26 protein-coding genes, 1 tRNA gene and 1 pseudogene are annotated in these 24,917 nt (G+C 63.5%); 16 read left to right on the forward strand and 12 right to left on the reverse strand.

Annotated elements, in window-relative coordinates:
- The first annotated feature begins 228 nt into the window (after positions 1 to 228).
- Together FJW07_RS14375 and FJW07_RS14380 are read left to right on the forward strand one after the other, a co-directional pair.
- Positions 229 to 1,305 (forward strand): alpha/beta hydrolase, encoded by a 1,077-nt coding sequence (locus tag FJW07_RS14375; RefSeq protein WP_140646134.1) that lies wholly within the window; start codon positions 229 to 231, stop codon positions 1,303 to 1,305.
- A gap of 106 nt (positions 1,306 to 1,411) precedes the next feature.
- On the forward strand, positions 1,412 to 2,575 hold the full coding sequence (locus FJW07_RS14380) for an alpha/beta hydrolase (protein WP_140857123.1): 1,164 nt from the start codon (positions 1,412 to 1,414) through the stop codon (positions 2,573 to 2,575).
- Between the two features lie 6 nt (positions 2,576 to 2,581).
- Here the strand turns inward: FJW07_RS14380 and ade are convergent, their stop codons facing one another.
- On the reverse strand, positions 2,582 to 4,399 hold the full coding sequence (ade, locus tag FJW07_RS14385; protein ID WP_140857125.1) for an adenine deaminase: 1,818 nt from the start codon (positions 4,397 to 4,399) through the stop codon (positions 2,582 to 2,584).
- Positions 4,400 to 4,557: 158 nt separating this feature from the next.
- On the opposite strand from ade, the gene FJW07_RS14390 reads away from it, so the two are divergent.
- Positions 4,558 to 5,226: an outer membrane protein gene (locus tag FJW07_RS14390; RefSeq protein ID WP_140857127.1), complete on the forward strand. Its 669-nt coding sequence runs from the start codon at positions 4,558 to 4,560 to the stop codon at positions 5,224 to 5,226.
- Between the two features lie 244 nt (positions 5,227 to 5,470).
- Here FJW07_RS14390 and FJW07_RS14395 read toward each other — a convergent pair whose 3' ends face one another.
- The gene (locus FJW07_RS14395; RefSeq protein WP_140709685.1) at positions 5,471 to 5,698 is read right to left on the reverse strand and encodes a hypothetical protein; all 228 of its coding nucleotides are present in this window, start codon (positions 5,696 to 5,698) and stop codon (positions 5,471 to 5,473) included.
- Positions 5,699 to 5,878: 180 nt separating this feature from the next.
- Between FJW07_RS14395 and FJW07_RS14400 the strand changes: the two genes are divergently transcribed.
- A tRNA-Leu gene (locus FJW07_RS14400) sits at positions 5,879 to 5,964 on the forward strand.
- 65 nt (positions 5,965 to 6,029) lie between these two features.
- On the opposite strand, the gene FJW07_RS14405 is transcribed toward FJW07_RS14400, so the two are convergent.
- Positions 6,030 to 6,608, reverse strand: a complete 579-nt coding sequence (locus tag FJW07_RS14405) for an NUDIX domain-containing protein (RefSeq protein WP_140857129.1) — start codon at positions 6,606 to 6,608, stop codon at positions 6,030 to 6,032.
- Between the two features lie 169 nt (positions 6,609 to 6,777).
- On the opposite strand from FJW07_RS14405, the gene FJW07_RS14410 reads away from it, so the two are divergent.
- The 3 genes from FJW07_RS14410 to FJW07_RS14420 all read left to right on the forward strand — a co-directional run bounded on the left by FJW07_RS14410 (position 6,778) and on the right by FJW07_RS14420 (position 8,591).
- Complete coding sequence (locus FJW07_RS14410) at positions 6,778 to 7,881, forward strand: NADH:flavin oxidoreductase/NADH oxidase (protein WP_140857131.1); 1,104 nt, start codon at positions 6,778 to 6,780, stop codon at positions 7,879 to 7,881.
- Positions 7,882 to 8,047: 166 nt separating this feature from the next.
- A complete protein-coding gene (locus FJW07_RS14415) occupies positions 8,048 to 8,326 on the forward strand; it encodes a DUF982 domain-containing protein (RefSeq protein ID WP_140646141.1) in 279 nt (92 codons plus the stop codon).
- A 25-nt stretch (positions 8,327 to 8,351) separates the two neighbouring features.
- Positions 8,352 to 8,591, forward strand: a complete 240-nt coding sequence (locus FJW07_RS14420) for a DUF2188 domain-containing protein (protein WP_095765137.1) — start codon at positions 8,352 to 8,354, stop codon at positions 8,589 to 8,591.
- 64 nt (positions 8,592 to 8,655) lie between these two features.
- On the opposite strand, the gene FJW07_RS14425 is transcribed toward FJW07_RS14420, so the two are convergent.
- Together FJW07_RS14425 and FJW07_RS14430 are read right to left on the reverse strand one after the other, a co-directional pair.
- Positions 8,656 to 8,928, reverse strand: a complete 273-nt coding sequence (locus FJW07_RS14425) for a hypothetical protein (RefSeq protein WP_140651124.1) — start codon at positions 8,926 to 8,928, stop codon at positions 8,656 to 8,658.
- Between the two features lie 181 nt (positions 8,929 to 9,109).
- Positions 9,110 to 10,084: an alpha/beta hydrolase gene (locus FJW07_RS14430; protein ID WP_140857133.1), complete on the reverse strand. Its 975-nt coding sequence runs from the start codon at positions 10,082 to 10,084 to the stop codon at positions 9,110 to 9,112.
- 130 nt (positions 10,085 to 10,214) lie between these two features.
- Here FJW07_RS14430 and FJW07_RS14435 point away from each other — a divergent pair, with 130 nt between their 5' ends.
- The 4 genes from FJW07_RS14435 (at position 10,215) to FJW07_RS14450 (ending at position 13,188) form a co-directional block, all read left to right on the forward strand.
- Positions 10,215 to 10,955, forward strand: coding sequence for a competence/damage-inducible protein A (locus tag FJW07_RS14435; protein ID WP_140857135.1), 741 nt, complete (start codon positions 10,215 to 10,217; stop codon positions 10,953 to 10,955).
- 86 nt (positions 10,956 to 11,041) lie between these two features.
- Entirely contained in the window at positions 11,042 to 11,875 is an 834-nt protein-coding gene (locus FJW07_RS14440; RefSeq protein ID WP_140651130.1) for a universal stress protein, read from the forward strand.
- A 124-nt stretch (positions 11,876 to 11,999) separates the two neighbouring features.
- Entirely contained in the window at positions 12,000 to 12,500 is a 501-nt protein-coding gene (gpt, locus tag FJW07_RS14445; protein WP_095765134.1) for a xanthine phosphoribosyltransferase, read from the forward strand.
- A gap of 199 nt (positions 12,501 to 12,699) precedes the next feature.
- On the forward strand, positions 12,700 to 13,188 hold the full coding sequence (locus FJW07_RS14450) for an NUDIX hydrolase (RefSeq protein WP_140646146.1): 489 nt from the start codon (positions 12,700 to 12,702) through the stop codon (positions 13,186 to 13,188).
- Between the two features lie 319 nt (positions 13,189 to 13,507).
- Here the strand turns inward: FJW07_RS14450 and FJW07_RS14455 are convergent, their stop codons facing one another.
- The 5 genes and pseudogenes from FJW07_RS14455 to FJW07_RS14475 all read right to left on the reverse strand — a co-directional run bounded on the left by FJW07_RS14455 (position 13,508) and on the right by FJW07_RS14475 (position 20,046).
- Positions 13,508 to 14,659, reverse strand: coding sequence for a hypothetical protein (locus FJW07_RS14455; protein WP_140857171.1), 1,152 nt, complete (start codon positions 14,657 to 14,659; stop codon positions 13,508 to 13,510).
- 311 nt (positions 14,660 to 14,970) lie between these two features.
- A pseudogene (locus FJW07_RS14460) lies at positions 14,971 to 16,777 on the reverse strand (ABC transporter ATP-binding protein).
- A 366-nt stretch (positions 16,778 to 17,143) separates the two neighbouring features.
- Positions 17,144 to 17,551 (reverse strand): GNAT family N-acetyltransferase, encoded by a 408-nt coding sequence (locus tag FJW07_RS14465; protein ID WP_140857137.1) that lies wholly within the window; start codon positions 17,549 to 17,551, stop codon positions 17,144 to 17,146.
- Between the two features lie 20 nt (positions 17,552 to 17,571).
- Positions 17,572 to 19,251 (reverse strand): NAD+ synthase, encoded by a 1,680-nt coding sequence (locus tag FJW07_RS14470; protein ID WP_140783255.1) that lies wholly within the window; start codon positions 19,249 to 19,251, stop codon positions 17,572 to 17,574.
- A gap of 81 nt (positions 19,252 to 19,332) precedes the next feature.
- Positions 19,333 to 20,046, reverse strand: a complete 714-nt coding sequence (locus FJW07_RS14475; RefSeq protein WP_140857139.1) for a DNA-3-methyladenine glycosylase I — start codon at positions 20,044 to 20,046, stop codon at positions 19,333 to 19,335.
- A 91-nt stretch (positions 20,047 to 20,137) separates the two neighbouring features.
- Between FJW07_RS14475 and FJW07_RS14480 the strand changes: the two genes are divergently transcribed.
- Positions 20,138 to 20,701, forward strand: a complete 564-nt coding sequence (locus tag FJW07_RS14480) for a DUF1003 domain-containing protein (protein WP_140857141.1) — start codon at positions 20,138 to 20,140, stop codon at positions 20,699 to 20,701.
- Positions 20,698 to 21,297, forward strand: coding sequence for a DedA family protein (locus FJW07_RS14485; RefSeq protein WP_140857143.1), 600 nt, complete (start codon positions 20,698 to 20,700; stop codon positions 21,295 to 21,297). Before FJW07_RS14480 ends, FJW07_RS14485 begins: the two co-directional genes overlap by 4 nt.
- Positions 21,298 to 21,311: 14 nt before the next feature.
- On the opposite strand, the gene FJW07_RS14490 is transcribed toward FJW07_RS14485, so the two are convergent.
- Positions 21,312 to 21,671, reverse strand: coding sequence for a diacylglycerol kinase (locus tag FJW07_RS14490; protein WP_140627450.1), 360 nt, complete (start codon positions 21,669 to 21,671; stop codon positions 21,312 to 21,314).
- Between the two features lie 78 nt (positions 21,672 to 21,749).
- On the reverse strand, positions 21,750 to 22,169 hold the full coding sequence (locus FJW07_RS14495; protein WP_140857145.1) for a GFA family protein: 420 nt from the start codon (positions 22,167 to 22,169) through the stop codon (positions 21,750 to 21,752).
- Positions 22,170 to 22,492: 323 nt separating this feature from the next.
- Between FJW07_RS14495 and FJW07_RS14500 the strand changes: the two genes are divergently transcribed.
- The 3 genes from FJW07_RS14500 to FJW07_RS14510 all read left to right on the forward strand — a co-directional run bounded on the left by FJW07_RS14500 (position 22,493) and on the right by FJW07_RS14510 (position 24,729).
- Positions 22,493 to 23,563 carry a diguanylate cyclase gene (locus FJW07_RS14500; RefSeq protein WP_140857147.1) on the forward strand — a complete coding sequence of 357 codons (1,071 nt, stop codon included), beginning with the start codon at positions 22,493 to 22,495 and terminating at the stop codon, positions 23,561 to 23,563.
- Between the two features lie 64 nt (positions 23,564 to 23,627).
- On the forward strand, positions 23,628 to 24,005 hold the full coding sequence (locus tag FJW07_RS14505; protein WP_140646156.1) for an MbcA/ParS/Xre antitoxin family protein: 378 nt from the start codon (positions 23,628 to 23,630) through the stop codon (positions 24,003 to 24,005).
- The gene (locus FJW07_RS14510; protein WP_140857149.1) at positions 23,965 to 24,729 is read left to right on the forward strand and encodes an RES family NAD+ phosphorylase; all 765 of its coding nucleotides are present in this window, start codon (positions 23,965 to 23,967) and stop codon (positions 24,727 to 24,729) included. Before FJW07_RS14505 ends, FJW07_RS14510 begins: the two co-directional genes overlap by 41 nt.
- Positions 24,730 to 24,917: the final 188 nt, after the last annotated feature.

The raw sequence follows: 24,917 nt of genomic DNA on the forward strand, positions 1-24,917 counted from the left end.
AGTCCCTCATTTGGTCTCGGCGGTACGCCAGGACAGCCATGTCCCGTGCCGGCAGACCTTCCTGCCGCCCTTTTGGCTTTCGCGCAACACTGCGATGACGGTCGCGCGTCACGGAGCGGATTTCCGCTGGATGCGACTTACTTTAGCCGCACTTCGGCTGTCCGGGAGATTTCCGCGGAGGTGGACGGCCAATTGTGGCTGCGGTGGAATTGCAGTGAAAGTGTCGACGTGCGGTTGAAGACAATTCTGATCATTGCCTTTGCCCTGCTGATAGCAGGCTGCGCGGGCCACCAGACGCAGGAAATCCTGGGCAGCGTCGTCGTGCCGACGACGGCGACCGAGATCGCCGGCAACCACTCGATCTTCATCGCCACGACCCGCAAGCGCTCCGACGACCCGAACAAGGTTTTTGACGGCGAACGCTCGGCGACGCTCAACTATGCGCGTGTCAACGTCACCGTTCCCCCCATTCACCAGACCGGCCAGATCGAGCGCCGTTCGCGCGGCAAGTCGAACGACCCGACGAAGTATTTCATGGCCTCCGAAGTCGTCGGCTACGACACGCAGCCGAAATTCGCCAGCGCCCTCAACGCCGACATCGACGCCCGCGGCGGCCGCGTCATGGTTTTCGTCCACGGCTACAACACCGGCTTCGACGACGCCGTCTACCGACTGACCCAGATCGTCCACGATTCCGGCTATCCGGGCACGCCGGTGCTGTTCTCCTGGGCTTCCGGCGCCAAGACCACCGACTATGTCTATGACAAGGAAAGCGCCGCCGCCGCCCGCGACCAGCTGGAGGTGACGTTGCGGATGCTGGCGCAGACCGGCGCCCGGCGCATCGACATCGTCGCCCATTCGATGGGAACCTGGGTGACGATGGAGACGCTGCGCCAGCTCGCCATCACCGGCGATCGCGATCTCAGCGGCAAGCTCGGCGACGTCGTGCTCGCCTCGCCCGACATCGATGTCGACGTCTTCAAGAGCCAGATGCGCCGCTATGGCAAGCCGGACAAGCCCTTCATCCTGCTCCTGTCGGACGACGACCGGGCGCTGAGGCTCTCCGGCCTGATCGCCGGCTCGCGGCCGCGCGTCGGCGATTATCGGGATGCCGCCGATCTCGCCTCCTACGGCGTCACCGTGGTCGACCTTTCCAAGGTCAAGGGCGCTGACAGCTTCAACCACACCAAATTCGCCGACAATCCGATGATGGTGCAGATGATCGGACAGCGTCTGCGCGAGGATGACGGTTTTGCCAGCGATCGCGATGTGACCGATCGAATCCGACAACTCGCCGCGCAGTAACCGTATCCGCGCGGGTTCCGCGCCCGCAGGGACTTTGAACTGGACCCGGCCGCTCTCTGGCTTTATCGGAGTAGCAAGAGAGGTTGCCGCCCTTGGGGGATCCCGGGTGACTGTGCATGTGAAGATCGTTGTCGGCCTTGCCTTCACGCTCGCCCTCGCCGGCTGCGCCGGTCCCACGCACGACCTGCTCAACCGCAAGGCGGTCGCGGCGTCTGCCTCCGACATAGCCGGCACACACGAGATCTTCGTCGCCACGACCCGCCAGCAGGCGACCAAGGATCCGCGCCAGGTCTTCGACGGCGACCGTTCGCTGACCACCCTCTATGCCCGCGTCGACGTCACCGTGCCGAAGATCCATCAGGTCGGCGCGATCGAGCGCGCCAAGGGCTCGGCCGACTCCAACCCGGCCAAGCAGTTCACCGCCACCGATGTCGTCCACTATGGCGACGCGCAGCAATTCGCCAAGGCGGTCGGCGCCGACATTTCCATGCGCGGCGACCGCGCTTTGGTGTTCGTGCACGGCTTCAACAACGGTTTTGACGACGGCATCTATCGGCTGACGCAGATCGCGCACGACACCAAATATCCGGGTACGCCGGTGCTGTTCTCATGGGCGTCGAGCGCCAAGGCGACCGGCTACATCTACGACAAGGACAGTTCGACCGCCGCGCGCGACGACCTCGAGGCGACGCTGCGGATGCTTGCCAAGACGAAGGTCAAGAGCATCGATATCATCGCCCATTCGATGGGCACCTGGCTGACGATGGAGGCGCTGCGCCAGCTTGCCATCACCAGCGACCGCGATCTCAATGGCAAGCTCGGCTACGTCATCCTCGCCTCGCCCGACATCGACGTCGATGTCTTCAAGAAGCAGATGATCCGCTACGGCAAGCCCGACAAGCCTTTCGCCATCCTGCTTTCGGGCGACGACCGGGCGCTGAAGCTGTCGAGCTTCATTTCCGGCGACAAGCCGCGCGTCGGCGACTACGGCAACGCGGCCGATCTCGCCAATTATGGCGTGACGGTCGTCGACCTGACCCAGGCCAAGGGCGGCGACGGCGGCCTGAACCATGCCAAATTCGCCGACAACCCGATCCTGGTGCAACTGCTGGGCAACCGGCTGCGCACGCCGGCCGGGCTTGCTTCGGATGAGCCCGACCCGGCGCAGCTCAACAATATCGGTCAGGGCCTCGGCAAGGCGGTCGGCTCGGTCGCCGAGGTCGTTATCACTACGCCGTTCAAGGTGCTGACCATCGCCACCGGCGGATGACTTGCCCTAGATAAAAAGATCGACCTTCTGGAACGTCGTCACGTCGACCAGGCCGACGTCCGATATCCTGAGTTCCGGAATGACCACCAGCGCCAGCAGCGAGTGCTGCATATAGGCGTTGTTGAGCGAGCAGCCGGCCTTGCGCATCGCCTCGGTCAGTTGCTCGGCTTTGGCCGCGACGATCTCGGCGCGTTCGTCGGACATCAGGCCGGCGATCGGCATCTCGACCAGCGCCAGTTCCTTGCCCTTGGAATAAAGCACGACGCCGCCGCCCACCTCGCTCAGCCGGTTGACGGCCAAAGCCATGTCCTCCTTGTTGGTGCCGACGACGATGATGTGGTGCGCGTCATGCGCCACGCTGGACGCCATCGCGCAGTCTTTCACATAGCCGAAGCCGGAAACGAAGGCGTTGGTGACGCCGCCGGTGCCGCGATGCCGCTCGACCAGGGCGATCTGGCAGATGTCGTTGCGGCGATCCATGGCGACCAGCCCGTCCTCGACCGGCAGGTCGGCTTCCAGAGCGCGCGTCGGCGCCTGGTTCTCGATCACGCCGATCACCCGCGCCCGCACCTCGTTGGCGCCCTGCGGCGCGGGAATGTCGAAGTCCTTCGCCGCGAGCTTCTTGCCGAGCTTGACCGTATTCTTCGCCGATTGCGGATAGTCATAGGCCGCAATGTCGATCTCCAGCTTGCCGCCCTTCGCCAGCCGGACACCGCGGGCATAGACTTCATCTATGGTCATCTGGGCAAGGTCCGAAACGATCAGCAGATCGGCCAGCCGTCCGGGCGCGATGGAGCCGATCTCGCGCTCCAGCCTGAAATGCTGCGCGGTGTTGAGCGTCGCCATCTGGATCGCCGTCACCGGCTTCAGGCCCTGGCTGATGGCGTGCCGCACCACCCGGTCCATATGGCCTTCATGCACGAGCGTGCCGGAATGGCTGTCATCGGTGCACAGGATGAAGCTACGCGGGTCGATGCCGCCTTCCGTCACCGCCTTGATCTGCGCCGCGACGTCGTACCAGGCCGACCCCAGCCTCAGCATCGCCTTCATGCCCTGGCGCACACGCGCGATCGCATCCTCGGCACGCGTGCCTTCATGGTCGTCCTCCGCCCCGCCCGCGACATAGCCATGGAACGGCAGGCCGAGATCAGGCGATGCATAATGCCCGCCGACCGTCTTGCCGGCCTTGACCGTCTCGGCGATCTCGCCCGACATCACCGGATCGTTGGCGGCGACGCCCGGGAAATTCATCACCTCGCCGAGGCCGATGATGTTTTCCCAGGTCATGGCCTCGGCCACGTCGGCGACCGTCAATTCGGCGCCGGCATGTTCCAGCCCCGGCGCCGAGGGCACGCAGGACGGCATCTGCACATGCACGTTGATCGGCATCGCGACCGCCTCGTCATGCATCAGCCGCACGCCCGGCAATCCAAGCACATTGGCGATCTCGTGCGGGTCGATGAACATCGAGGTCGTGCCGTGCGGGATGACCGCGCGGCAGAACTCCGTCACCGTCACCATGCCGCTCTCGACGTGCATGTGCGCGTCGCAAAGGCCGGGCACCAGATAGCGCCCGCCGGCATCGACGACCTTCGTCCCTTGCCCGATGGCATGGCCGGCGTTCGGCCCGCAATAAGCGAAACGGCCGGCGGCGATCGCGATATCGGTGCCGGGGATAATCTCGCCCGAATGGACGTTCACCCAGCGACCGTTGCGGATGACCAGATCGGCCGGCTTTCGGCCCATCGCGACGTCGACCAGATGTGTCGCCACCTCCGTCCACGGCTTTGGCTTTGCGGCGCTTGTCGGCTTGGCGTTCGTCATCGGCGAGTCCTCTGCATGGGCCACTTTGGCAAATGTCGGCGTCCGGAGCCAGAGCGTCAGGTCGTAAACCACTGTTGCAGAGATGCAATTCCGTTTCGTGGCGAATGGAGCTAGTCTGTTGCGAGGAGTTGTTCGAAACCGCCATTTCGGAGCGCTCGATGCGTCGACTGACGTTCGCCAGTGCTGGCTTTCTTGCCCTGCTGTCCGGATCTGCCCGGGCGGCGGATCTGGGTAGCGATCTGCCGATGACCGCAGCCGGCTTCGACTGGACCGGCTATTATGCCGGCATGCAGGCCGGCTATGGCTGGGGCCGGTCCGAAATCACCGGCGACGATGGCGGCCCGTTTTCGGTGAAGCCCGACATCGACGGCGGTTTCGTCGGCGGCCATGTCGCGGGGCTCTGGCAGTTCGACCAGGCTGTGATCGGCGCCGAGGCCGATCTCAACTACGCCTCGATCGACGGCACCGCCGGCGCCGGGCCGGGAAACACATTCGGCACCGACGTCAAGTGGTTCGGATCGATCAATGCCAAGGCCGGCTACGCCATGGATCGCGTGCTGATCTATGGCATCGGCGGCGTCGCTTTCGCCGGCATCGAAACCTCCCAGGCGGCGGCAGGCTCGGCCTTTGCCCGAACCCGCACCAGCACCGGCTGGACCCTCGGCGCCGGCGTCGACTATGCCTTGACCAACAATGTCGTCGTCGGCGCGCAATACCGCTACTACGATTTCGGCAAGGAGCATTTCGATGCGCCGGACACCTTCGCCGACCGCGATCAGGACGTGAAGCTGCAGACGCTTGGCGTGAATTTCAGCTATAAGTTCTGAGGCTTGCGGCGCCGCGACGATGCGGAACACCCCTCCCGCATCTCTTGAAAATTCAGGTGGCCGGCGCCCGCAGGGGGCGGGGGAATGGGTAGGGGCCTGATAGACGCCGGCCTCGGCGGATCGATCCGCCGCGTGGCCAAACCTAGCGCTCCTTCAGCAATCCGTAATTCCGCGATCGCGCCACTTTGCCACCTTGCGGACGAACATGGCTGATATGCTTCGCCGAAAGGTTGCGGGCGACCGGTCAGGATCGGCGCGAGACGGTCTTTCCCTCCGGCATCGCCTCGAGGCATTCCTCCAGCCGCCGCAGCCGCGCTTTTTGCCAGCGCAGCGTGTGCGCGACTTCATGCAGGTTCCATTTGGCCTTCGAATTGGCGGCCTCGATCAGTCCCCGCTCGAGCCGATCGATCTCGGAGCGCAGCTGCCGCGCCTCCGCCTCCCGTAGCCCTCTGATCCAGCCCGCCCCACGCATGGTTCCACCATCAAAGCCGGCCACATGCTCGCAGACAAACGCTAATGAGATCGGTTTGGAGAGCTTTGTATTTTAAACATCACTAATATTAAACCTGCGCGATGGCCGCCCGCGCAAACTGCGGACGATCGGAAACATCGCTTGACGGCTCATATCAGGCATTTGAAAAGGGGCACGCCTGCGGACGTGGCGGAATTGGTAGACGCAAGGGACTTAAAATCCCTCGATCTCTGATCGTACGGGTTCGATTCCCGTCGTCCGCACCACCCCTCGCTATTCGAGCTTCGGGTGGCAGGCCACCGAACGCCGAAGCATCGCAGCCGAGACAGAGTCAAACCTTGATCGGATTGAGCTTCAGATGCTGGATCAGGATGATCGTCTTGGCGTCGACGATGCGGCCGTCGGCGATACCGGCCAGCGCCTCGTCCAATGGCATTTCCAGAACCTCGATGTCCTCGCCTTCCTCCGGTGAACCGCCGCCGTCGGAAATGCGGTCGGCCGGCGAATAGCGCGCGGTGAAGAACCAGAGCCGTTCCGTCACGCTGCCCGGGCTCATGAACGGCGAAAACAGCCGCTCGACATCCTTCAGGTGGTAGCCCAGCTCCTCCTCCGCTTCCTTGCGGATGGCGGTTTCGGGGTCGTTTTCGTCGAGCAGCCCGGCGCAGGCCTCGATCAGCGGCTCGCGATGGCCCACGGCGTAAGCCGGGAACCGGAACTGCCGCACCAGGAGCACGGTCGAGCGCTGCGGATCGAAGGGCAGGATCACCGCGCCGTCGCCGCGATCGTAGGTCTGGCGGGTCTGTGTCTCCCATCGCCCGTCGCGGCGGCGATAGTCGAGCACTGTCTTCTTCAGCACCGCCCAGTCGTCCGAAAGGACCTCCTCGGAACGGATGCGAACGCGATCTTCCATGACGATCTCCGTATTCGCGGCAAAGGGGTAACGATGAAAGGTGACGCACGCAATCCAGGAAACCAATTGGCCTCGAAACCGACTGGTCCAGCGGGCGTTTCACCGGCTCGTGTCTGGCGCGACGCGCCGCGACTGCCTAGATAGCGGTATCTTCCCAGGAGCCCGTTTCATGACGTCATCGCTTTTCCAGCCGATCACCCTCGGCGGCCTCACCTTCTCCAACCGCATCGCGGTCGCCCCCATGTGCCAGTATTCGGCCGAGGACGGCTCGGCCAGCGACTGGCATCTCTATCATTGGATGAACCTGGCAATGTCGGGCGCGGGCATGGTTACCGTCGAGATGACCGATGTCGAGCGGCGCGGGCGCATCACGCACGGCTGCCTCGGGCTTTATTCCGACGACAACGAGGCGGCCGCCAAGCGCACGCTCGACGCCGCCAGGCGCGTCGCCGCGCCCGGCACGAAATTCGGCGTCCAGCTCGCTCATGCCGGCCGCAAGGCCTCCAACCGCAAACCTTGGGAAGGCGGCGGTCCGCTGCAGCCTGGCGAAGACCCCTGGCAGACGGTTTCGGCCTCCGCCATCGCCTATGACACGGGCTGGAATGTGCCGCATGCGCTGGAGGATGACGAGATCCTGGAACTCATTGCGCGTTTTGCGCAGTCGGCCGTGCGCGCCGAGCGCGCCGGCTTCGACTTTGCCGAGCTGCACGCCGCGCATGGCTATCTGATCTTCCAGTTCCTCTCGCCGCTCTCCAACCAGCGCACCGACCGCTGGGGCGGGTCGCTGGAAAACCGCATGCGCTTCGTGGTCGAAATCGCAAGGGCCGTGAGGAAGGCCGCCCCGTCCATGATGCTGGGGGCGCGCCTTTCGGTGAAGGAATGGGTCGCAGGCGGTTTCGACATCGAGGACGCGATCGAGGTGGCCAAGGCGCTGAAGGCCGAGGGCGTCGCCTATTTGTGCTGCTCCAGCGGCGGCAATTCGCCCCTGCAGCAGGTGCCGCCCGGCCCCGGCTACCAGGTGCATCTGGCGGAAGCCGTGCGCAAGGGCGCCGGCATCCCGACGCGCGCCGTGGGACTGATCGACGACCCTAGCCAGGCCGAGGCGATCGTTGCCGACGGTCGTGCCGACATGGTGGCGCTGGCGCGTGCATTCCTCGCCGACCCGCGCTGGGGCTGGCGCGCGGCGGCGGCGTTCGGCGAGGAAATCCATCCGGCGCCGCAACTGGCGCGCTCGGTCACGACGATGCGGCATTGGATGAAGGCCGTCGGCTAAAGCAATTCCAGGAAAAGTGCGACACGGTCAGGCTCGGCGGTTTCGCCGTGGCCTTCCCTGCGGAATTGCGTCAAAACAAAACCGGAAATCGCCAGGGTCCTGAGACGTTTGGGCGCAGGGTCCTCGTCACAACTGCAACCAATTTGGCCGCTTTACGTTGGCGGCCATGATGGACAACAAACCCTTTGAAAAGCCGGTGGTGGTCGAACTCGGCCATGTCGGCAAATACCGCCATATAAGCAGCACCCGCGAGGCCGCCGAGTGCCTGATGACCGTTTGGCCGCTCAATCGCGGCGATCGCCATCGTGATGCTCTCGACACTTGCCTCAAAGCGCTAGAAGGTTATCGTTCGACAGCGGACGCACGTCGCGCCCTCGTCGAGGCCGCCAGGGAATCGGAAGTTCTGGTTCCCGACGACAGGCTGCCCGACGGAAAGCTGCACTGAGCATGCTTCTTAACCGGAGGATTCCATGGCGAAGCTGACTTACAAGATCGTCGAGCATGATGGCGGCTGGGCCTACAAGGTCGGCTCAACGTTTTCCGAGACTTTCCGCACGCACCAAGAGGCGCTGCGCGCCGCCGAGATCGCCTCGTCCGAGCAGCAGGTCGCCGGTACCACCGACGGCATCCAATATGAGGACGCCGAAGGCACGTGGCATGACGAGCTTGCCGACGGCCGCGACCGGCCGCAGACCGAAGTCTCCGACTAAGGAACCGCCCCGCGACCGGCAAAGCCCTATGGGCTTCATGCCGGCCGCCGGTGGCTATGCGGCGCTACTTTCCGCAATAATGGTCGTTGACGTTCTGTTGCGAGTTGGCATCCGGACCGGGTGTGGTGTCGGCGCATGGCCCGATAGCACCGGTGCTGCCGTAGGTGGCCAGCCCGGAGCTTCCGTTGATGCTGCCTGTGGTATAGGGATCCACCTGCTCGCTTACGTCGGGACGATGGTCGCGGTGCCACCACCACCAGTCATCTGATGACTGCGCCATGGCCGCGCCACCCATGGCCAGCACCAGCGCCGAAGCTGCAATAAGTCTTGTAAGCATCGGATTTCTCCATTCTCTTGATCGCAAAGTTCGTGGGACCGCAGCCCCACAGCGACAAAAACGAAACCCTGGGTTGGGTGGGAAGGTTCCCCTGGAAATTCCGGGTGGGACAGAATGTCCGACACTTTTGCGTGACGCCGCGTGAAGAGCCGCGAGGCATTGCTGTAGCCGCCGGCCGAAATCAATCCACCTTGGCGAAGGCGCGCTCGGCGATACGCTGGATAAAGCCGACGACCCGTTCGGGGTCCGCAAATTGCGGCATGTGGCCGAGACCTTCGACCCGTTCGAAGTCGAGGCCCCCGATCTTGTCCAGCATCGGTTCGCCATGCACGGCCTCGGCGATCACCCGGTCGCCGGTGCCGAACAGAATGCCTGCCGGTATCGCTATGTCGCGGTAACGCTTTTCGATCTGGTCAAGGTCCCGCTCCACGGCCACGACATCGGTAGATGTGGCGAAATAGTGGGACGGACGCAAGCCGAGCCATCCGCCGCCGCCGATCATGTAGTCCGCGGGAACCGCTTGCGGCGCGAAAATGAACCGCAGCGTCGGCTGCGCGTAGCGAAGGCTGACCGGTATCGCCACCGTATGGGCCAGGGCGCGGCGCAGCAGCCGGGACGGAACATAGAGCAGGTCAAATCCCTGACGACCCGTCGCTTCCAGATGCGTCAGCGGCGAGAGCAGCGCAATGCCGGAAATCGCTGTCGGATGCCCGGTCGCAAGCGCAAGCGCGATGGCCCCACCGAGCGAATGGCCGACGACCAAAGGCCGCTCCAGGCGCAATTCCTCGATGAAGCGCCGCACGATGTCCGCCTGTTCGGGCAGCCGGCCGGTGGCGCCGCTTGCTCGAACCGAATAGCCGGAGCCCGGCCGGTCGAGCGCGATCAGCCGGTAGCCGGCGCCGAAGCGCCCGAACAGCGTGTGGCGGAAATGGTGGAGTTGGGCGCCGAGCCCGTGCACAAAGACGATCGGCCTGCCGTCGCCCTCTTCCACATAGTGGATGCGGTTGCCGTCGATCTCGACGAATTTCCCGCAAGCCGGCACCAGTCTCTCGGCCTTTGCCGCGATCCGCCAGGTCGCAACCATCAGGGCAAGCACGACGATGGCCACCGCAACGAGCAAGCCGGCAACCAGCCACGAGACAACCCATATCAGCATGCTTTCACCCCAGGCCGACCGACCGCACCATATCCGCAACGGCCGCCGCCACAAGCGGATATCCGGCTTTCACATTGCGGCCGACCGCCGGCCGCGTTATCTCAGGCGACCTTTTGCGCCGGAGCCCGCTATGCCTGAAATCGTCACCGCCGCCATGCTCGTCATCGGCGACGAAATCCTCTCCGGCCGCACCAAGGACAAGAACATCGGCCACCTCGCCGATATCATGACCGCGATCGGCATCGACCTGAAGGAAGTGCGCATCGTCCCCGACGAGGAGGACGAGATCGTTGCCGCGGTGAATGCCGTGCGCGTCCGCTATACCTATGTCTTTACGACCGGCGGCATCGGCCCGACGCATGACGATATCACCGCCGACTCCATCGCCAAGGCCTTCGGCGTGCCCTGCGAATACGACGCCAAGGCCTACGCGCTGCTCGAGGCAAGCTATGCCGGGCGCGGCATCGAATTCACCGAAGCGCGCAAGCGCATGGCGCGCATGCCGCGCGGCGCCGACCACATCGACAATCCGGTCTCCGTCGCGCCGGGCTTCCGCATCGGCAACGTCCATGTCATGGCCGGCGTGCCGTCGATCTTCCAGGCCATGCTCGACAATGTGGTGCCGACGCTCAAGGCCGGCACAAAAATGCTGTCGGCCACCGTGCATTGCCCGTTCGGCGAAGGCCTGATCGGCGGGCCGCTGGCCGATATCCAAAAAGCGCATCCCGACACCATCATCGGCTCGTACCCCAAATATGGCGACGGCAAGTTCTGGACCGAGCTCGTCGTCCGCGCCCGCAGCGAGGAAGCCCTCGAGGCTGCCCGCAAGGACGTCGAGGCGATGGTGGCGAGGTTCGCGGAGGCGGGCTGACCCGGCGGTTCGGCTGGAACCAGTCAACGCGCTGAGGCGTTCCCTTTGCCGCGCGGATGCACAGGCAAGACAATGAGGGACCGGCCATGCGCTTCAAGACAATCGTCGCCATTTTGCAGAACGAACAGGACGCCGAGCGCGTGCTCGATTGCGCCATTCCGCTTGCCGACAGGTTCGAGAGCCACCTCGTCGGCATCCATGCCGAGGCGCTTCCCGTGCCCTACACGTCGGCCACCGGCTTCCCGGATACCGAATTCCTGCAGGTCTCGGCCGAGATGAACAAGGAACGCGCCGACAAATTGCAGGCCTATTTCCTGCAGCGGATCGAGGAATCCGGCCTGTCCTTCGAATGGCGAAGCCTGGAGAGCTTCTCCGGCGACAGCGCGCTGACCGGCATATCGAGCGTGCGCGCCGCCGATCTGATCATCGCCGCGCAGCGCGATGCCGGCGGCGACCCGAGCGCCGACGTCGACACGCTGGTCTACGACGCCGGCCGGCCGGTGCTGGTCGTGCCCCATGGCGGGCCGCTGGTCACCACCTTCAGACGTGTGCTGCTTGCCTGGAACGGCAGCAAGGAAGCGGCCCGCGCCGCGTTCGATGCCCTGCCCTTCATCGCCGAGGCCGACAAGACCGACATTCTCGTCATCGATCCGCCGGAGACGCTGGATGAATCTCCGGAAGCCGCCGGCGCTGAGATCGCCGCGGCGCTGTCTCGCCACGGCGCCAATGTCAGCGTCTGCGTGCAGAAATCCGGCGGCACTTCGGTCGACGACATGATTCAGGCCAGGATCGCAGAATCCGGTGCCGATCTTCTGGTGCTAGGCGCATACAGTCACTCCTGGCTGCGCCAGCTTCTGTTCGGCGGCGTCACCCGCACGGTGCTGCGCACCACGAACGTGGCGGCTTTCCTGTCGCGTTAGGGTGTATTTCCTGAGTCCACAGCCATCGCCGGCCCTGCCCTTGCCAAGCCTGGCGCTTTCCGGCTAATTCCGCCTGCATTCCAGTGTTTCTGCGCGCCACGGCGCGCCTTGCGGAGTGCGAACCATGTCCCTTCCCGAAAAAGCCTTTCCCGTCTCCTGGGACCAGTTCCACCGCGATGCCCGCGCGCTTTCCTGGCGGCTGTCCGGCGCCAACAAGGGACAGTGGAAAGCAATCGTCTGCATCACCCGCGGCGGCCTGGTGCCCGCGGCCATCATCGCGCGCGAGCTCGGCATCCGCGTCATCGAGACGGTGTGCGTCGCCTCCTATCATGACTATACCAGCCAGGGTCAGTTGCAGGTCCTCAAGGAGATTTCGCCTCCGCTGCTCGCCGATGACGGGGCCGGCGTGCTCATCATCGACGACCTGACCGATACCGGCAAGACCGCCGGTATCGTGCGCGCCATGATGCCCAAGGCGCATTTCGCCACCGTCTATGCCAAGCCGAAGGGCCGGCCGCTGGTCGACACGTTCGTCACCGAGGTCAGCCAGGACACCTGGATCTACTTTCCCTGGGACATGGGCTTCACTTATCAGAAGCCGATCGCGGACGATCACGCCGGCTGAACGGCCATCATATTTTCCAGAGAATCTGCCTCAAACGGCGTCGCGTGGTCGAGTTGACGGGCACGACTACTTTGCGAGACTGACTTTTTCTGGTGGGGTTTTCCGGCGGAGTGAAGTTTTTTACTTTTAAAGCCCACAATTCGTCCTAAGATTCGTAAGGTGGCAAAACGATTCTGGAGGCTTGGGGCAGCTTCTTACCATGTTGACGAGGCCAACGACGCACAACCAGATGGCCGAAAGAGTCCGGCGGCTCTTCGGCGTCGCGCCTTGTCGCCTGCAGGTTGCCGCCTTGCCGTGGCGCGAGGGCGAGAACGGCGTCGAGATCATGCTGATCACCAGCCGCGACACCGGGCGCTGGGTGCTGCCCAAGGGCTGGCCGGAGGCCAGGGAGCCGCTTTGCGAGGCGGCTGCCCGTGAAGCAGGCGAGGAAGCCGGGTTGCGCGGCAAGGTATCGCATCTTGAAGCCGGTCGCTATTTCTATGCCAAGGTCCTCGCCTCCGGCGAGGAAGTGCCTTGCGAGGTCCTGGTCTTTCCGCTGCATGTCGACCGTGTCGCGGATCGCTGGAAAGAGAAGCGCGCACGAACGCGCAAATGGGTTGGCCCGAACGAAGCCGTCCGCATGGTCAACGAACCCGACCTTTGCCAAATCATCGCCAGCTTCTGCGCCGCGCCGCGCAAATTCGCCTGATTCAAAGCAATTTCAGGAAAAGTGTGAAGCGGCTAGTTCCCCGACACAGGGATTTTGAAGGGCTGTCGTTGCCTTGTGCAGGATTTCAGCGCAAACGCCGGGGATTGTCGAAGCCGCCCCAACCTCGTCATTCCAGGGTCTTCGCGACGGAGCTTCGCTCCTGCTTCGCCCTGGAATGACGATCGCGACGGGCGTTTAGGCCAATCTCCAACGCATGCCCCTGCCAAACGCAAACAGAGCCGACGGGTCAAAATCCCTCTTCTGGGGAACTAACTTCGCCGTGGCCTTCCATCCGGAATGGCGTCATATCGCAAGATCATCAGACGCGGCCGAAATCATCGGAACTGAGCCGGGTCCAACGATCGCCCATCAATCCACCGATGAAGATGTCGCCGGAGCGGACCGCTTCCGCGACCTCGGCAATGCGCGAGCGGACCATCGTTCCGCCGGCATAGCGGAAGAACACATGCTGGTGGCCGAAGAGCTGCGGCATGAATCGGCTCTGGGACTGCCCGGCAATGCCCACGCAACCCATATCCCGCGCCGCCGCGATGAGAGCATCCAGCGTCGCGCCCCAGTGGGATCCGGATGCCTGGATTTGCAGCAGGTTCGCGACGCCGCCGGCTTGGCCATAAAAAGCGTAGCAGCCCAGCATCTTGCCCGTTTCGTCGTAGGTCCCACCGAAATGGAGTGGCCCGTCGGCTCGTTTCTCGGCCGCCAGCGCAAGCAGCCGCGGCAACTCGCCCTCCTTCCAACTCGGGCGCAGGGAGAAATCGGTCATGAGGATTGGCAGTCGCTCCGCAAATCGGACCGCATCGATCGGCTCCCGGTGGATCCGTTGGGAAGACGAGTGCTGGGCCGATGGCTCGAACCTTCTTCTTGCAAGAGCGTCGAATGCTCTCACGCAGGGATCGAGCGCAAGGCGGGGCAGCCCAGGCCATCTACGGCGCAGCGCGGCGGCGGCCATGGCGCCCGGCTGGAAAACACAGGTCCATTCCAGGCAGTGCACCGGCAGGAGCTGATACTTCATCGGACGCGCGAAGGCCAAGGACGTGCGATTGGCGGAGTCGGTCAGGTAGAGATCGAATTCGCCTTGATGCAAGGTACGCAGCAATTGCGGCCCGGCCCAACCGTGATCGGTATTTGAGTCGGTCATGAAGGGACCGATGATGGCCGCGTTCAATGCGCTTCCGTTGAGCTCGTAGCGGGCTTTCAGAACGCCCATGAAGCCACCTAGGCGGCCCTGCGGATCGATCTGGACAAGAGCCTTGCTCTCATCCCCATCAAGGTAAAGCTCCCTCATGTAGTCGGCCGTCTGCGCGATCGCGCGATCGCGCTGGAGGCGACGATGGCGGAACTTCATCAGGAATAGCGCGGCGACGTGCTCGAGATCCCCGGCGGCCAAAGGCCGAACCGAGCCATGCTGGGACTCCAGCGTCGACGGCGCGGCCACCTTTCCCGGGCCGGTCATGTTTCCCAAAGAAAATCTCCGTTCAACCGGCATTCCTACAGAAACAAAAAATCCTGGAGGCCAGCGCCTATCGCATCCGATTTGCTTTTCTGTAAATATACGACGAATGTTGCTTCAAAAAGCGCGAGACGATCAAATTTAAGAGAGCAACTACTAAAATATTCAATGTATAGAAAGAAAATTGAATAGAACATTATGCAGCCATATCCGCATAACGTGAAGGCGGTTGTAACAGTCGAGTTGGCAGGCGGATCGCTCCGAAGACGATGCTCCGGCTGCGCCCGGCCGGGGCCGGGCGCAGTCCCCTTTCCTCAGGCCACGAGGCCCTTGGTCAATTCGAGCGCCTGACGCTCGAACAGCCGCCGGTAGATGCCGGCGTTCAGCCGGATCAGGTCGTCATGCGAACCTTCCTCGGCGATACGCCCGCGATCGAAGACCAGCAGCCGGTCGAGCGCCCGCACCGTCGAGAGCCGGTGCGCGATCACCAGGGTCGTGCGCCCGATCATCAACCGCTCCATCGCCCTCTGGATCAGCACTTCCGATTCCGAATCCAGGCTCGACGTCGCCTCGTCCAGGATCAGGATGCGCGCGTCGGCCAGAAAGGCGCGGGCGATCGCCACGCGCTGACGCTCGCCGCCCGACAATTTCACGCCACGCTCGCCGACCAGGGTTCCATAGCCCTTGGGCAGGTTGGTGATGAAATCATGCGCGCTGGCGAGTTTGGCCGCATGCTCGATCTCGGCCTGGCTGGCGCCGGGCCTGGCATAGGCGATGTTCTCGGCAAGCGAGCGGTGGAACAGGATCGGCTCCTGCTGGACGATGGCGATCTGGCCGCGCAGCGACGCCTGCTCGACCTGCGAGATATCCTGGCCGTCGATCAGAATCCGCCCGGCATTCACGTCATAAAGCCGCTGGATCAGCTTGACGAAGGTCGTCTTGCCCGAGCCCGAATGCCCGACCAGTCCGACACGCTCGCCGGCCCCGATATCGACCGAGAAATCGCGATAGAGCGGCAGAAGGTGACTGCCATAGTGGAACGTCACTTTGTCGAAGGCAATGTGCCCATCGGTGATCCGGATTGGCTGAGAACCGGGGGCGGTCCTCGATACCGAGCGGCTCGGACTGGAAGTCGACCAGTTCCTCCATGTCGTTGATCGAGCGCTGCAGGTTGCGGATATGCGTGCCGATGTCGCGCAGATAGCCCTGCAGCACGAAGAACGAGGTCAGCACGAAGGCGACGTCGCCGGCGCTTGCCTGGCCCCAGGCCCACAACATCAGAGCAAGACCGATCACCGCCGCACGCATCAGGAGCAGCAGCGCCCCTTGCGTGGTACCGTTGGCGGTGCCGCGCATCCAGGTGCGTCCGGTGCGCAGGCGCCATTTGGCGACTACGCGCGCCAGCCGCGCTTCCTCGCGCGCCTCCGCGCCGAAGCCCTTGACGACGGCATTGCAGCTCACCGCGTCAGCCAACGAGCCGCCCAGCCGCGTGTCCCAGCTGTTGGCGAGCCGCGCGGCAGGCGCGACATAGCCGAGCGACAGCATCGCCGTGACCGCGATGAACAGCACCGAACCGGCGGCCACCACAGCCCCCATCAGCGGCCAGAACCAGCCGAGCAGCAGCGTCGAACCGACGAGCATGACGACCGACGGCAGAAGCGCGATCAGGATCGTGTCGTTGAGCAGGTCCAGCGCCCACATGCCGCGCGTTATCTTGCGCACCGTCGATCCGGCAAAGCTGTTGGCGTGCCAATCCGTCGAGAAGCGCTGCACCCGATGGAAGGCATCGGCGGCAATGTCCGACATCATCTTCAGCGTCAGCTCGACGATCCACAGGAAGGCGGCATTGCGCAGCACGACGCCTGCCAGCGCCAGCGCCATCAGGGTCGAGAACGCCGTCATCGCCGCATTCCAGGCGACTGCGTCGGTTCCGGCGCCGCTGGCCACCGCATCGACCAGGCGGCCTGAATAAAAGGGTGTCAGCACGTCGGCGAGCGTCGAGAGCAGGAAGGCGCCCATGATGAGCGAAAGCCGCCACGGCTGGTGGCGCCAGTGACTGAACGTAAAACCAAGCACACTGCGAAAGGCGCTCGCGCGCAGATCGATCTTGAAACGAGCCATGATGTCAAACGGGCGCAAACGAGCCCGGTCCCGGTAAAATCAAATTGGAAACCCGCGTCCGCGCGTTGCGGCGTCTCTGAAAGCGGGAGGTTCAGTATGGTAGGCCGCCCGCCCGAAGGCGGCGACCGGCAGCGGCAAACGCCTGTTCCTGGCTCTCCGAGAAACCCTCGGAGCGCCGGCGCCGACCTAGGCCTCGCGGCCTCGCGTAACGATGTCAAATCCTGCCATACGGTCCTCCCGGAAGGGAATCGCGGAAACGCCCTTATAGGGAGGCATCAGCCGATCGCCAAGTCAGCCCGTCACGGAAATGGCATCTGGTCCAAGCACTGAGACGAATTTGCAACAACGGCGGGTTGTGGCCAGGCCTCAGGCAGCGGGTGAGCGATCCAGTCGCATGTAGCGCCCTTCCGCCCGGAATCCGAACTTCTGGTAGAGGCTGTGAGCGTCGCTGGTCGTGAGGCTCCAATGAGAAACCGTCTTCATATCGGGATGATCTAGCAGTGCCTGCACAAGCCGTTTGCCGATGCCATGCCCACGACGCTCCGGCCAGACGATGACGTCGGCAAGATAGGCAAAGACCGTGTAGTCGGTGATCGCGCGGGCGAAGCCGGCCTGCCTGCCGTCGAGATAGGCGCCGACGCAAAGCGAATTGTCGAAGGCGCGACGGTTCGCCTCGTCGGTTCGCGACGCTCCCCAATAGCTTTGCATGAGCTGGTCGGAGGTCGCCCGGAAATCGATCCGCGACAGGTCGAAGCTGATTTCGATATCCTGCATGCGCGGCGCAATCTCGCGGACTAGCCGCGATCCCGGAACCGGTTGGTGATCGGATAGCGGCGGTCGCGGCCGAAATTCTTCCGTGTGATCTTGACGCCGGGCGCCGCCTGGCGGCGTTTGTATTCGGCGATGTAGAGCAGGTGCTCGACGCGTGCCACCGTGGCCCGGTCGTGGCCGCGCGCGACGATGTCGTCGACGCTCATCTCGTTCTCCACCAGGCATTCCAGAATGTCGTCCAGCACCGGATAGGGCGGCAGCGAATCCTGGTCGGTCTGGTTCTCGCGCAGCTCCGCCGACGGCGCCTTGTCGATGATGTTGTTCGGGATGACCTCGCCAGAGGGTCCGAGCGCGCCCGGCGGCACGTGCGAATTGCGCCAGCGCGACAGCGCATAGACCTGCATCTTGTAGAGATCCTTGATCGGGTTGAAGCCGCCGTTCATGTCGCCGTAAAGCGTGGCGTAGCCGACCGACATCTCGCTCTTGTTGCCGGTGGTGACCACCATCGAGCCGAACTTATTGGAGATCGCCATCAGGATCGTGCCGCGGGCGCGGCTCTGCAGGTTCTCCTCGGTGATGCCTTCCTGGGTGCCTTCGAAGAGCTGGGTCAGCGCGTGCTTGAAGCCTTCGACCGGCTCGGAGATCGGCACGATGTCGTAGCGGCAGCCGAGCGCTCTGGCGCAGTCCTCGGCGTCCTTCAGCGAATCCTTCGACGTATAGCGGTAGGGCATCATGACGGTCCGCAACCGCTCTTCGCCCAGCGCATCGACGGCCAAAGCCGCGCAGATCGCGGAGTCGATGCCGCCGGAGAGACCGAGCACGACGTTCTTGAAACCGTTCTTGTTGACGTAGTCGCGCAGGCCGAGCATGCAGGCGCGATAATCGGCCTCTTCGCGCTCGGGGATCTTCGACATAGGACCTTCCGAGCAGACCCAGCTGTCTCCCTTTCTTTTCCAGGTGGTGACGTCGACCGCGTCCTCGAACTGGCTCATCTGGAAGGCGAGCGTCTTGTCGGAACCTATTGCAAACGACGCGCCGTCGAAGATCAGCTCGTCCTGTCCGCCGAGCTGGTTGGCGTAGATCATCGGCAAGCCGGTTTCGATGACCTGCCTGATGACGATCTGGTGGCGGACGTCGATCTTGGCGCGGTAATAGGGCGAGCCGTTCGGCACCAGCAGGATCTCGGCGCCGCTCTCGGCCAACGTCTCGCAGACAGCGATGTCGCCCCAGATGTCCTCGCAGATCGGAACGCCGATGCGCACGCCGCGGAAATTGACCGGCCCCTGCAGCTCCGGTCCGGCCTGGAACACGCGCTTCTCGTCGAACTCGCCATAGTTCGGCAGATCGAGCTTGTAGCGCTCGGCGATGATCTTGCCACCGTCGGCGAAGACGATGGAATTATGCGTGCCGGTCTTGCGCTTCAGCGGCGTGCCGATGATGACGCCGGGGCCGCCGTCGGCCGTGTCCTTGGCGAAATCCTGCGCCGCCTTCTCGCAGGCCTTCAGGAAGGACGGCTTCAGCACCAGGTCTTCCGGCGGATAACCGGCGAGGAAGAGCTCGGTGTAGAGCACCAGATCGGCGCCCTGGCGCGCCGCGTCCGCCCTCGCCTCGCGCGCTTTGGCCAGATTGCCGGCGACGTCGCCGACGGTCGGGTTGAGCTGGGCGACGGCGATGCGCAGGATGTCGGGAGCGGTCTTGGTCATGGAACGGATTTAGCGTGGCTGAAATCGCCCCGCAATGGCGATTGCTTGTGCCAATCCAAGGTGCGCACGAATGCGCTCAGGCTAATCGCCCATGTACTCGCGCAACGCCTCTGCCGACCGGTTCTCGCCGATCGACATCGCCAGGATGCGCGAGATGTGGCGGCGCGGCAGGCCGGTCTCGGCCGACCATCGGTTGATCTGTGCCTGGATTTTGTCGAGATCCCGCTTCGAGGTCGGGTTTTCGGCGATATCGAGGCCGGCGTCGCGCAAAGCCGCCGCCATGTCGGTGGAGACGACAAACGTGTCCCATTCCATCCAGCGCAGAAAATACTGTCCGGTGTTGCCGCCGAGCCGGCTGCCATGCTTGGCCAGATAAGCGGTCAGGCCGACCTGATCGTCCGCGGGCCAGGAGGCGATGAATTTGCCGAAGCCGCCATTCTCCTTCGAGACGCGATCGACGAAAGCGGCATTGTCGCGCACCGATTTGATCTTCTGCGGATTGCGCACGATGCGGCTGTCGGACGCCAGCTCGTGCCAGAAATCGTCCGGCTGGAACAAGAGCCGCTTCGGCTCGAAGCCGAGGAACGCTTCCTCGAAACCCGGCCATTTCTGTTCGATGACGCGCCACACGAAGCCGGCGGCGAAAATGCGCTCGGCCATGGTCGAGAGAATGCGGTCGTCAGGGATTTTCGCCACCGCGGTATTGTCGGGCGTCGGGCCGAGCATCAGCGCCAACACGGCCTCCCCGCCCTTGCGCTTTGCCGCGCGCGCATGGATTTTCTGGAATTCGAGCATCGTTTTCCTCGCCTGTTCGCCGCAATCTAGCACTTCACGTCCGGCCGGGCAGCCTCTACCTCTATCGACGCCCGGCCGAAGGAGAAGGCAGATGAACAAGATCGTCGAGGACATGGCGAACCGTTTGCTCAAGCGAAAGCCGGACGGTTTCGGTCCGCTCGAGAGCCGCGTGCTGCAGTCGACGCTCGAGCGCACCACCATCGCGCGCGACACCAACAAGGCCGTCGCCTTCCACGAGACCTATGGCGACCGCGTCGCCGACAGCATCGCCAGGATCGGCGGCTCCTGGTCGTTCATCCTCGGCTTCCTTGCCTTTCTCGTTATTTGGACCGTAGGCAATGCCTGGCTGCTCACGCGCGACGCCTTCGACCCCTACCCTTTCATATTCCTCAACCTTGTTCTGTCGATGCTGGCGGCGATCCAGGCGCCGGTGATCATGATGTCGCAGAACCGCCAGACCGAGCGCGACCGCATCGACGCCGCGCATGACTACGAGGTCAATCTGAAGGCCGAGATCGAGATCATGGCCCTGCATGAAAAGCTCGACGAGTTGCGCCACAGCGAGATCATCGGCATGCGTGACGAAATCCTGCGCATGGCCGAGCAGATCAGGCGTATCGACGAGAAACTGTCCGCGCGGTCCGCAACAGAATGAGCGAGACCATCCACCACCTCATCGAGCAATACGGGCTGATCGCGGTCTTCCTAGGTTGCGTCGCCGAAGGCGAAAGCGCCGCGATCCTCGGCGGCTTCTTCGCTCATCAGCATTTTTTCGTGTTGTGGCAGACTTTCCTCGCCGCCTTTGTCGGCGCCTTCGCCGGCGACACCTTCTTCTTCACCATGGGGCGCAGCTTCGCCGAACATCGCTATGTGAGACTGTTGCGCAGGCGTCCGGGCTTCAGCCGCGCCTACCGCCTGCTCAACATCCATCCCAACATTTTCGTGCTGACCAACCGCTATATCTACGGCATGCGCCTGGTCGGCGGCATCGCCGCCGGCCTGTCGACCGTGTCCATGCCGCGTTTCGTCATCCTGAATGCCATCTCGTCCGCGGTCTGGGCGGCTCTGTTCAGCGGCATCGGCTATGTCTTCGGCCTCGGCGCGGAGCACATTGTGGGCCAGGCGTTTGCTCGCCATGAGCGCCTGCTCATCGCCCTTGGGGTCGGCATCGTTATCGCCGTGGTCGCCTGGTTGGTAGGCCATCACTTCGCGAAGCGCGAACGCGCCAGGGAAAACCGGGCGGGATCGTGATCAATCCGCGAGGATCAGATCGGCGCGCCGACAAGGCGTTCGATGAGGGCGACGCCCCAGACGCCGCCGGCGATCACGATCGAAATCAGCACCGCCAGCGAGCCGCAATCCTTGGCAAGCTGGATGTCGATATGGAACTCGCGCGAGATCGCGTCGCAGGCCGCCTCGATACCGGTGTTGAGCACTTCGACCATGATCAGCAGCAGCACCGCGCCGATCAGCAGGGCATAGCCGCGCCAGGAGACCGAGATGAACCAGCCGGCCGGCAAGGCAAGAGCAAGCAACAGCAATTCCTGCTGGAACGCCTTTTCGTGGGCGGCCAGCTTGCGAAAAGCCCGCACCGAATTGATGAAAGCATCGATCAGCCGCTGCATGCCTCTGCCCCTTTGCGAGTCACCGGCAGGGGATATCGCAATGGCGGGATCAAGGGAATAAGGCAGCCGCCGCAAAATTCATCCGTCCGCGACCTTTATCGACGGCGTCGATTTCTCGAACTGCGGCAACCCATCCTCGATCGAATAATAATCGCCCTTGTCGCCGACGAAGATGTGGCTTTCCGCCGAGAGGCCGCTTGGCCTCTCGAAGGATCCGGCCATGATGGAGATCGTCTCCAGTTCATTGTGCTTCCAAAAGAGCAGCGAGCCGCAGGTGCGGCAGAAGCCGCGTTTCGCCACGTCGGAGGCGCCGTACCAGGTGAGCGCGGCGGCGCCCTCTATGACGATATCGGCGTCCTTGGAGGCGGTTGCCGCGACGAAATGGCCGGTTTGCCGACGGCACTGCGAGCAGTGGCAATAGACGACGCCGCGCAACGGCCCGCTCGTCCTGAAACGCACCGCCCCGCACAGGCACGATCCGCTATGGTTTTCGTCCATTCCGGCCTCCGTCGACATCATCTGCCCCGTTCTTTGCCGAATAGAATTTCAGTTTTGAAATGGCTGGGCACCGGCAAATGCGACACCGGAGCGACGCGTTTCAGAAGCCGCGGCTGCACCCGCTTTGCACCCTGTGGTAGCAGAGACAATGAGGAAATGCCGGCTATTAAGGAAACTTTAGCGGGACCGCATTTATGCTTCCCACAAGCAATGGTCGTGTTGGGGACGCGCCGTCGCAACCGCAATTCTGATTCAAATCCCCGCGTGAGCGACTCCCGGCGGTGGCAGGTCTCCGGTCGCACTGAAGGGGAAGTGAACACAACATGCAGCCGGCAGCCATTCCGACCGACAGGAATACCGACATCGCCAGCACCGTCGTGGCGACGATGCGACAGCTCGGCGTCCTCGGCCTGCCGCGCAACTATGAAATCTTCTACGAGGCGCTGAGCGGCAGCAATCGCGAGCTCAGCCTTGCCGTCGTCTCGTTGAACAACCGTCCCACCCAGGAGGACCTCGATCGCATCGGGCGGACCTTCTTCCCGCAGCACCACGGCCCCACCATTGTCGAGCACGCCCGCGAGATGGTGGCCAAGGAGCTTGAGGACATTGCCATGCTGTTGCGCAATGAGCACTCGCATATCGAGAAGTACGGCCGCATCCTCGACGAGACATCGAGCGGCCTAAGCAATCGCAGCTTGCTCTCGCAAGAGCTCCTGCAAAAGATCGCCGGCGCTATGTCGGCCGCCACCAGCTCGACGATCGACCACGGCCGCCAGATCGCCAGCACGCTCAGCGAAAAGACGGCCGAGCTTGAAAGCGTCAAGTCGAAGCTCGAGGAATACAAGCGGCTGGCCGACACGGATCCGCTCACGCAGCTGTGGAACCGCCGCGCCTTCGACAAGGAGATCACCCGGATCTACAACAGCAATCGCGGCATCCTGTTCAACGCCTTGATCCTTGCCGATATCGACCATTTCAAGGATATAAACGATCGCTACGGCCATCCGGTCGGCGACAGGATCCTGCAGATCATCGCCGAGATCTTCCAGTCCAGCGTGCGTTCCGACATATTTGTCGCGCGCACCGGCGGCGAGGAGTTCGCGCTTATCGTCGAGGGCGCCAGCGAGGAAGCCACTTACGAGATCGCCGAGCGCATCCGCGCGCTCATCGAGCAGACCCCGTTCGCCAGCAGCCAGAGCGGCATCAACTACGGCACCGTTACCGTATCGCTGGGTATCTGCATGGCTTCGGAGGCGGAAAGCCCCGAAGACCTCTACACCAAGGCGGACCGGGCACTTTATCGCTCCAAGGTCGGCGGCCGCAACCGCGTCACCAGGCATTCGACGACGGCGGGCCGCCCCGCCAAGGGCTGGCTGCTTTACAAGAAAGACTGACACGCCTCTTTCCAGACGAATTTTTGTGGACTATATTTTCCACAGAAATGAAAAGGGTGCGCTCATGCAACGTCCAGTCGCGGCCGCGACGGCGGCCGAAAACGCCGTCATCACCAAGGCCACGCTGCGCGCGGCCGACCTGCTCGACATCACCGCCAGGACGCTCGCTTTGGTCATCGGCGTGTCGGAAGCGACGGTCTCGCGTATGCGCCGGCAGGAATTCCTGCTTGAACGCGGCACCAAGCCGTTCGAGCTGGCGGTGCTGTTCGTTCGCCTGTTCCGCTCGCTCGACGCCATCGTCGGCGGCGACGAGACCGTCGCCCGGGCGTGGCTGAAGAGCCCCAACACCACGCTCGACGGCACGCCGCTCGAGAAAATCCTGACGATTGCCGGACTTGTCGATGTCATTGCCTACCTGGACTCCCGGCGCGCTCTCGTCTGAGGCCGTCAAGCTCGAAGGCAAGTACTGGCGGATGGTCGAGGCGCAGCACCGTGTCTCGACCCTCAAGCTCATCGACACACTCGACGAGCAGGCGCTGCTGGAGGACCTCATCGAGGACACCAAGCCGCAGATCCCGATGGAATGCCGCCATCTCCATTACCTGCTGGCGACGCCTTTTCGCTATGGCTCCGTCTACCCGTACGGCTCGCGCTTCCGCCGCGCCGGCAAGACCAAAGGCGTCTATTATGCCGCCGAGACGGTGCTGACGGCGGTGGCGGAAATGGCCTTCTACCGCTTGCTGTTCTTCGCGGAATCGCCCGCGACGCCATGGCCGAACGACGCCGCGGAATACACCGCCTTCGCCGCCGCGATAAAATGCGATCGCGCGATCGACCTGGCACGGCCGCCGCTCGATCGCGACGAGAAGGCCTGGACGCACGCCACCGACTACACCGCCTGTCAGGCGATCGCCGATGTCGCCCGCGAGGCCGAACTGCAGGCGATCCGCTATCGCTCGGTGCGCGATCCCAAGGGCGCCAACATCGCGCTGTTGACATGCAAGGGCTTTGCCAAGGCCAAGCCGCTGGAGCCGCAGACCTGGCGCATCCGGATCGGCTCTTTCGGCCTGCAGGCAATCTGCGAATTCCCGGACAGGCGGCTCGAATTCTCGCGCACCGCCTTTGCCGATCCAAGGCTTGCCGGAATGCGCTGGGAGCGCCGCTGAAGTTCCTGCGAATGCATGTCGCGCAAAAATGACCTCGGTTTTGCGACAACGACAAGCATCAAGCAACGACCTAAAGCGCGTCGCATGAATCCGTTTCGACGCGACGCGCTTTAGGGCTTGTTGAGATTCATCGTGAGTTTATGACGGCGGCAGCGAGATGGATGATGGCACTGAAACTCTGGTCGGTT

It is taken from the genome of Mesorhizobium sp. B3-1-9 (assembly GCF_006439595.1).
Lineage (GTDB): Bacteria > Pseudomonadota > Alphaproteobacteria > Rhizobiales > Rhizobiaceae > Mesorhizobium.

What these genes read in the sequence shown, in the direction of transcription:
- FJW07_RS14485 (WP_140857143.1), top strand. Translation starts at nt 20,698, where the DNA reads ATGAGCGAGACCATCCACCACCTCATCGAGCAATACGGGCTGATCGCG.
- FJW07_RS14425 (WP_140651124.1), bottom strand. Translation starts at nt 8,928, where the DNA reads ATGCTTACAAGACTTATTGCAGCTTCGGCGCTGGTGCTGGCCATGGGT.
- FJW07_RS14505 (WP_140646156.1), top strand. Translation starts at nt 23,628, where the DNA reads ATGCAACGTCCAGTCGCGGCCGCGACGGCGGCCGAAAACGCCGTCATC.
- ade (WP_140857125.1), bottom strand. Translation starts at nt 4,399, where the DNA reads ATGACGAACGCCAAGCCGACAAGCGCCGCAAAGCCAAAGCCGTGGACG.
- FJW07_RS14410 (WP_140857131.1), top strand. Translation starts at nt 6,778, where the DNA reads ATGACGTCATCGCTTTTCCAGCCGATCACCCTCGGCGGCCTCACCTTC.
- FJW07_RS14455 (WP_140857171.1), bottom strand. Translation starts at nt 14,659, where the DNA reads ATGACCGGCCCGGGAAAGGTGGCCGCGCCGTCGACGCTGGAGTCCCAG.
- FJW07_RS14430 (WP_140857133.1), bottom strand. Translation starts at nt 10,084, where the DNA reads ATGCTGATATGGGTTGTCTCGTGGCTGGTTGCCGGCTTGCTCGTTGCG.
- FJW07_RS14465 (WP_140857137.1), bottom strand. Translation starts at nt 17,551, where the DNA reads ATGCAGGATATCGAAATCAGCTTCGACCTGTCGCGGATCGATTTCCGG.
- FJW07_RS14450 (WP_140646146.1), top strand. Translation starts at nt 12,700, where the DNA reads ATGTTGACGAGGCCAACGACGCACAACCAGATGGCCGAAAGAGTCCGG.
- FJW07_RS14395 (WP_140709685.1), bottom strand. Translation starts at nt 5,698, where the DNA reads ATGCGTGGGGCGGGCTGGATCAGAGGGCTACGGGAGGCGGAGGCGCGG.
- FJW07_RS14420 (WP_095765137.1), top strand. Translation starts at nt 8,352, where the DNA reads ATGGCGAAGCTGACTTACAAGATCGTCGAGCATGATGGCGGCTGGGCC.
- FJW07_RS14405 (WP_140857129.1), bottom strand. Translation starts at nt 6,608, where the DNA reads ATGGAAGATCGCGTTCGCATCCGTTCCGAGGAGGTCCTTTCGGACGAC.
- FJW07_RS14500 (WP_140857147.1), top strand. Translation starts at nt 22,493, where the DNA reads ATGCAGCCGGCAGCCATTCCGACCGACAGGAATACCGACATCGCCAGC.
- FJW07_RS14390 (WP_140857127.1), top strand. Translation starts at nt 4,558, where the DNA reads ATGCGTCGACTGACGTTCGCCAGTGCTGGCTTTCTTGCCCTGCTGTCC.
- FJW07_RS14490 (WP_140627450.1), bottom strand. Translation starts at nt 21,671, where the DNA reads ATGCAGCGGCTGATCGATGCTTTCATCAATTCGGTGCGGGCTTTTCGC.
- FJW07_RS14435 (WP_140857135.1), top strand. Translation starts at nt 10,215, where the DNA reads ATGCCTGAAATCGTCACCGCCGCCATGCTCGTCATCGGCGACGAAATC.
- gpt (WP_095765134.1), top strand. Translation starts at nt 12,000, where the DNA reads ATGTCCCTTCCCGAAAAAGCCTTTCCCGTCTCCTGGGACCAGTTCCAC.
- FJW07_RS14480 (WP_140857141.1), top strand. Translation starts at nt 20,138, where the DNA reads ATGAACAAGATCGTCGAGGACATGGCGAACCGTTTGCTCAAGCGAAAG.
- FJW07_RS14440 (WP_140651130.1), top strand. Translation starts at nt 11,042, where the DNA reads ATGCGCTTCAAGACAATCGTCGCCATTTTGCAGAACGAACAGGACGCC.
- FJW07_RS14415 (WP_140646141.1), top strand. Translation starts at nt 8,048, where the DNA reads ATGATGGACAACAAACCCTTTGAAAAGCCGGTGGTGGTCGAACTCGGC.
- FJW07_RS14475 (WP_140857139.1), bottom strand. Translation starts at nt 20,046, where the DNA reads ATGCTCGAATTCCAGAAAATCCATGCGCGCGCGGCAAAGCGCAAGGGC.
- FJW07_RS14510 (WP_140857149.1), top strand. Translation starts at nt 23,965, where the DNA reads ATGTCATTGCCTACCTGGACTCCCGGCGCGCTCTCGTCTGAGGCCGTC.
- FJW07_RS14470 (WP_140783255.1), bottom strand. Translation starts at nt 19,251, where the DNA reads ATGACCAAGACCGCTCCCGACATCCTGCGCATCGCCGTCGCCCAGCTC.
- FJW07_RS14495 (WP_140857145.1), bottom strand. Translation starts at nt 22,169, where the DNA reads ATGGACGAAAACCATAGCGGATCGTGCCTGTGCGGGGCGGTGCGTTTC.